Annotated in this window: 3 protein-coding genes; all 3 read right to left on the bottom strand. The window is 38.7% G+C overall.

Translation table 11 applies throughout. The features are described from left to right. Window positions 1-436: 436 nt before the first annotated feature. Genes BN338_RS03565 through BN338_RS03555 form a run of 3 tightly spaced genes read right to left on the bottom strand, consistent with a single transcriptional unit; the run spans window position 437 to window position 3215 of the window. Window positions 437-1408 (bottom strand): WD40 repeat domain-containing protein, encoded by a 972-nt coding sequence (locus BN338_RS03565; protein ID WP_039759126.1) that lies wholly within the window; start codon window positions 1406-1408, stop codon window positions 437-439. Between the two features lie 10 nt (window positions 1409-1418). Further along, window positions 1419-2450 (bottom strand): CobW family GTP-binding protein, encoded by a 1032-nt coding sequence (locus BN338_RS03560; RefSeq protein ID WP_039759125.1) that lies wholly within the window; start codon window positions 2448-2450, stop codon window positions 1419-1421. Window positions 2451-2471: 21 nt separating this feature from the next. Beyond that, window positions 2472-3215, bottom strand: a complete 744-nt coding sequence (locus BN338_RS03555) for a creatininase family protein (protein ID WP_039759124.1) — start codon at window positions 3213-3215, stop codon at window positions 2472-2474. Window positions 3216-4553 lie beyond the last annotated feature (1338 nt).

Genomic DNA, 4553 nt, shown 5'->3' with positions numbered 1-4553 from the left:
GAGGTTAAAAAATTTTTATTTAGAAAAATAATGTCGCGTTCCTTTCTTCTGATCATCGGAATCAATAAGCCTTTTGGATGATAATGTAAGCTATATTTTGCTTAAATTCTAAGAAAAGTGCTTTTATGGGAATCTGCAACGCGTGGCATAGGTTCGTATAGAGAGGGGTGACTTTATAGGCAATGGAGTGGTTTGTTTTTATGGGTGGTATTTTTGTACGGAGGGAATAATGCTAAAAGGTCAAAATATGTTTAAGTCCTTTTTTTGTTTAAAGGGGGAGATTAGGAAGATGAAAGATTTCATGATTATAAAGACTTTGGGGAGATTTTGAGAGAGTTTGGGATTTCTCCAAGCTTTAGAGATGCGCGAGGGCTGAGATTCCTAGAAAATTGCGTGGGTATTTTATCGGTGATGGTTGTACTTGTTGGGACTTGGCTTAATCGGTGATATTGATCACACCACATTCACCATTTTCGCTGCCGAAGATGAGGTTGTGCCCTGTTTGATCCCAGTTAAGTGCTGAGATGGCGCTTTTCCCATAACCTTTTAGAAGGACTTCTTTTCCATCACGAAAATGTGTCGCTAAAATTATTCCATCATTGAAGCCTATGGCTACAATTTCTTTGCTTGGGTGGCATGAAACGGTGCTAACAAGTGCATTTGCACGTGTTCCAAGTTCTAGGGGTGTTTTTCCCATGGGACCATCTTTTGTATGAAAGGGCCAAACAATTGCGGCAGAGGCACCTGATGTTGCGAGCCATTTTCCTTTTGCACTCCAAGACCAGCTTTTGACTTTGCTTGGGTAACCGCTCATGCGTAAATGTTGATGATCGGTAAGACGCCAGCCGTGCAAGGCGTTTTCTTGCATCGTGGAAATGACATAGCGGTTATCTGGTGAAAAGGTGACGCCACAATGAGCGCCTTTCCACACCAATGTAGTGGGAGATGTTTGCGTTGATAACCAATGAAGCGTAACACCATTGTAATGAGCAACGGCAAGTCGTAAACCTTTTGGGGCAAAAGCCAGTCCTTCTACACTGCGCTCATGCTTGAGCTCTTGTTGTTCTTTTCCAACATGCACAAATGCGAGACGTGAGGAGGAAAAGGCAAAAGCTTTTTGGGGGCCAAAAGAAACATTATTGATCCATTTGCGTTCTTTTTGGTTGAGCAGTTCTGTGTGACCATTTGCTCCTGTTTGACAGATTTTTCCGTCTTCTCCTCCTGTGATGACCGCAGTATTGTCAGAAGAGAAATGACTTGAAATTATTCCTTGATGAACTTCAAAGACTTGTGGGGTTGGGGTTAAAAAAACAATCAAACCTTCCACGGAAACAAAGGCTGGTTTATTGCCTATAAAACCACAGGAAAGGCAGTAATTTTGGAGATCATAATGGATAATGTTTGACATTGTCACTCACTTATGCACAACGTTCAAAACCAGTTTTTAACTTTTCAGCGTCAAGAGAGCGTCCGATAAAAACAAGGCGGCTTTCTCGTTTTTCATCTTCACGCCATGGGCGTTGATGTTGTCCCTCAAGAAGCATATGAATGCCCTGAATGACATAACGATCATCATCTCCTTGAAAGGCAATAATGCCTTTGAGACGCAAAATATCAGGTCCTTGTTGCTGTGTAATCTGTTGGATCCAAGGGAAAAATTTTTCTGGTTGCAGAGCACCTGTTTTTAAACTTATAGAAGTGACGGTAATATCATGAATGGTGGATGTGTGATGATGATGGTCATGATGGCAATCGGGACTACATATATGATCTTCATGCTGGTTTATTTGTTGTTGATCAAGAAAATGAGGCTCATGGTCTAGAGCGCGTTGGAGATCAAAGAAACCACGATTGAGGAGTTTATCAAGAGGAATATTGGTGCGCTGTGTTGTATAGAGTATAGCGCGAGGATTAATCGCAAGAATAAGAGATTCTGCATGGGCACGTTCTTGTGCCGTAACGAGGTCAATCTTATTTAAAAGAACGATGTCTGCGAAGGCAATTTGCTCTTCAACTTCACGACTTTTTTTCAGTTGAGAGGGCAAATACTTTGCATCAACGACCGCGATGACACTGTCGAGGGTTGTTTTTTCATGGACAGTATCATCCATGAAAAAGGTTTGTGCAACAGGAACGGGATCAGCAAGCCCTGTTGTTTCTATAATAATTGCATCAAATCGATGAGAGCGTTGCATCAGACTTTCCAGAATGCGAATGAGATCACCGCGTACGGTACAGCAAACACAGCCGTTGTTCATTTCATAAATTTCTTCATCTGATTCAATGATCAAGTCATTATCAATACCAATTTCACCAAATTCATTGACAATGACGGCATAACGTTTGCCATGATTTTCACTGAGAATGCGGTTGAGAAGGGTGGTTTTTCCTGCACCAAGATAGCCCGTGAGAACTGTAACAGGAAGTTTTTTGGGAAGTGTTGTTTCCATGAGGGGACCTTTTATTGTTCTTTATTGCCATGTGTTTATGTTAAACCGATTGATATCATCAAGTAAATCACGAAGCTGAGAGAGAACATGAGAAAAGATTGCTTCACCAGCTTGTGGTGTTGCTTTGCTTGCATTTCCTGCTGCACCTTGTGTGTTTAGATCACGCATTGTCCAGCCAAAAGCATGAGGACCATAAGCGCGTAAATAACGATAATTGGCAATCATATCCGCTTGTTTATTATGAAAATTTTTAGCCTTTTCCATATGGACTTTTTCTGGCGCTAAATAGAGCATGAGAGAGGTCTCGATAAAACCTCCATGAATATCAAGATGCTGTTGAGCAGGCTCTATCAGACCTTGTGGCAAACCAAAACGGCTCCAGCTTGTTGCTACAGCGAGCATGGAAAAGCGCCTTCGTAATTCGGTGATAACAATGCTCATTAAAGGTGAGTTGCCTCCGTGAGCATTGAGAAGAAGAAGGCGGTTGATTCCTTTGTGATAGCAGTTCTCACCGATCTTTATCCAGCGCTTAATCGCATCAGAAAAGGTAAGGGTTTGTGTGCCTGTAACATCCATATGCTCTATAGAATAGCCAATCTTTTCAACCGGTAAGAGTGCGATATGAAATTGTTCTTTTGTTTGTAAAGTGAGGGCTTTTGCAAAAGCTTCAGCAATAATCCAGTCGGTTTCAAAAGGAAGGTGGTCTCCGTGATATTCGTGTGCACCCAAAGGTAAAAGAGCGAGAAAAGGCGTATTAGATACCATAAATTATTGCCTAAAAGAGACGTTAACACAGAAAAAGTAATCAAAGGTGCTGTTATTATTTAATCTATCTATAAAAGAAATGCAAATAGGCGTATTTTTATATCCTATCGGGATGTTCTAAAAATGAGAACTTTATGAAAAATAGTGAAGTTTTTTTGAGAAAAACGAACACGGTTTTTAATGTAATATGCGGCGATTATTCTAAAGATAGGTCTTTTTTTTTAAGCGTTTTTGATAAGTCAGTCTTTAGGAAGATTAAATACTTCACATCATGTAATGAAAAATAACTTTTTCCTTATATCTTAAAAAGGTAAATTTAGATGAAGTTTAATATTCTCCTTATCTGCTATAGAATTAGGATAACCAAAGCATTTCTGTTGTAGCGCAGGTTATGCGGACACAGATGTTGGTTTTAACGAGGATTCTTGCGTTCTTAATTCAAATTTACTTATATATCTTACAAAAGGATAGAAATGTTTGTTCACTCATTTTACTTTGAATAGTGGTGTAACAGATTTTAGTATTCATGAAAAAAATGAATGGAATGAGAAGGATTTACGTGAGATAAAATTGCATCATGACAATATATGATTTGTAAAGAGTGTTTTTGAATGAGAGTCTTGGATATCGTAAACTTCTCTTATTCGAAACTTGTTCCAATGTTAAATCAATAAAAACCGTGTCTCTTGCATATCACAAGTGGATTAGTTGTGTGGAGTGAAACTGTAAAGAGAAAGCATGCCTCTGATGAACCATCTCAAGTGCCATGGGCTGCTTTGCAGTATTGGACTCTGGCAAAATATGTGATGGTGCCGGCTTGCTCTTTTATATAAGTGTAAAGATGGTGGTGCTCAATGAATTGACTCTTATATCATTCACAGGCATCGTCGCAGAATTGCAAAGAGCTTGATAAGCTTATAAGATGATAAAAAAGAAACACCATTGAAACCATGATAAACAGAACCCCATTTCGTGTTATACATCGCTTGTTTTCAAGAGACATCAAAGTATTCAAGCCTATTTTTCTTCGCTATTCGTGAATGGTATAATGGTAAATCCATATAATAGCATATAATAGTAAAACTATTGTATATTATCATCTTTATATTTATTGAGGAAAAAGGGGGGCGCCATCATACGCTTTATCAACTCCCGTTTTTACAATAGCATTTGGTCCTGAAAATACCTCATAAGTTATATTTTTTCTTCAAGTTTCTACCTACATACTACTCTCGTTTGTAATCTGTAAGCAAATAGATTTGATTGATTCAAATCAACAGCGTTTAAATGAAGAGAAATTTATAATCGTCATGTTTTTTTATTCAACATGTAAAATGA

Source organism: Bartonella queenslandensis AUST/NH15 (genome assembly GCF_000312585.1).
GTDB lineage: Bacteria > Pseudomonadota > Alphaproteobacteria > Rhizobiales > Rhizobiaceae > Bartonella > Bartonella queenslandensis_A.
This window is presented reverse-complemented; position numbering and strand designations above follow the sequence as displayed.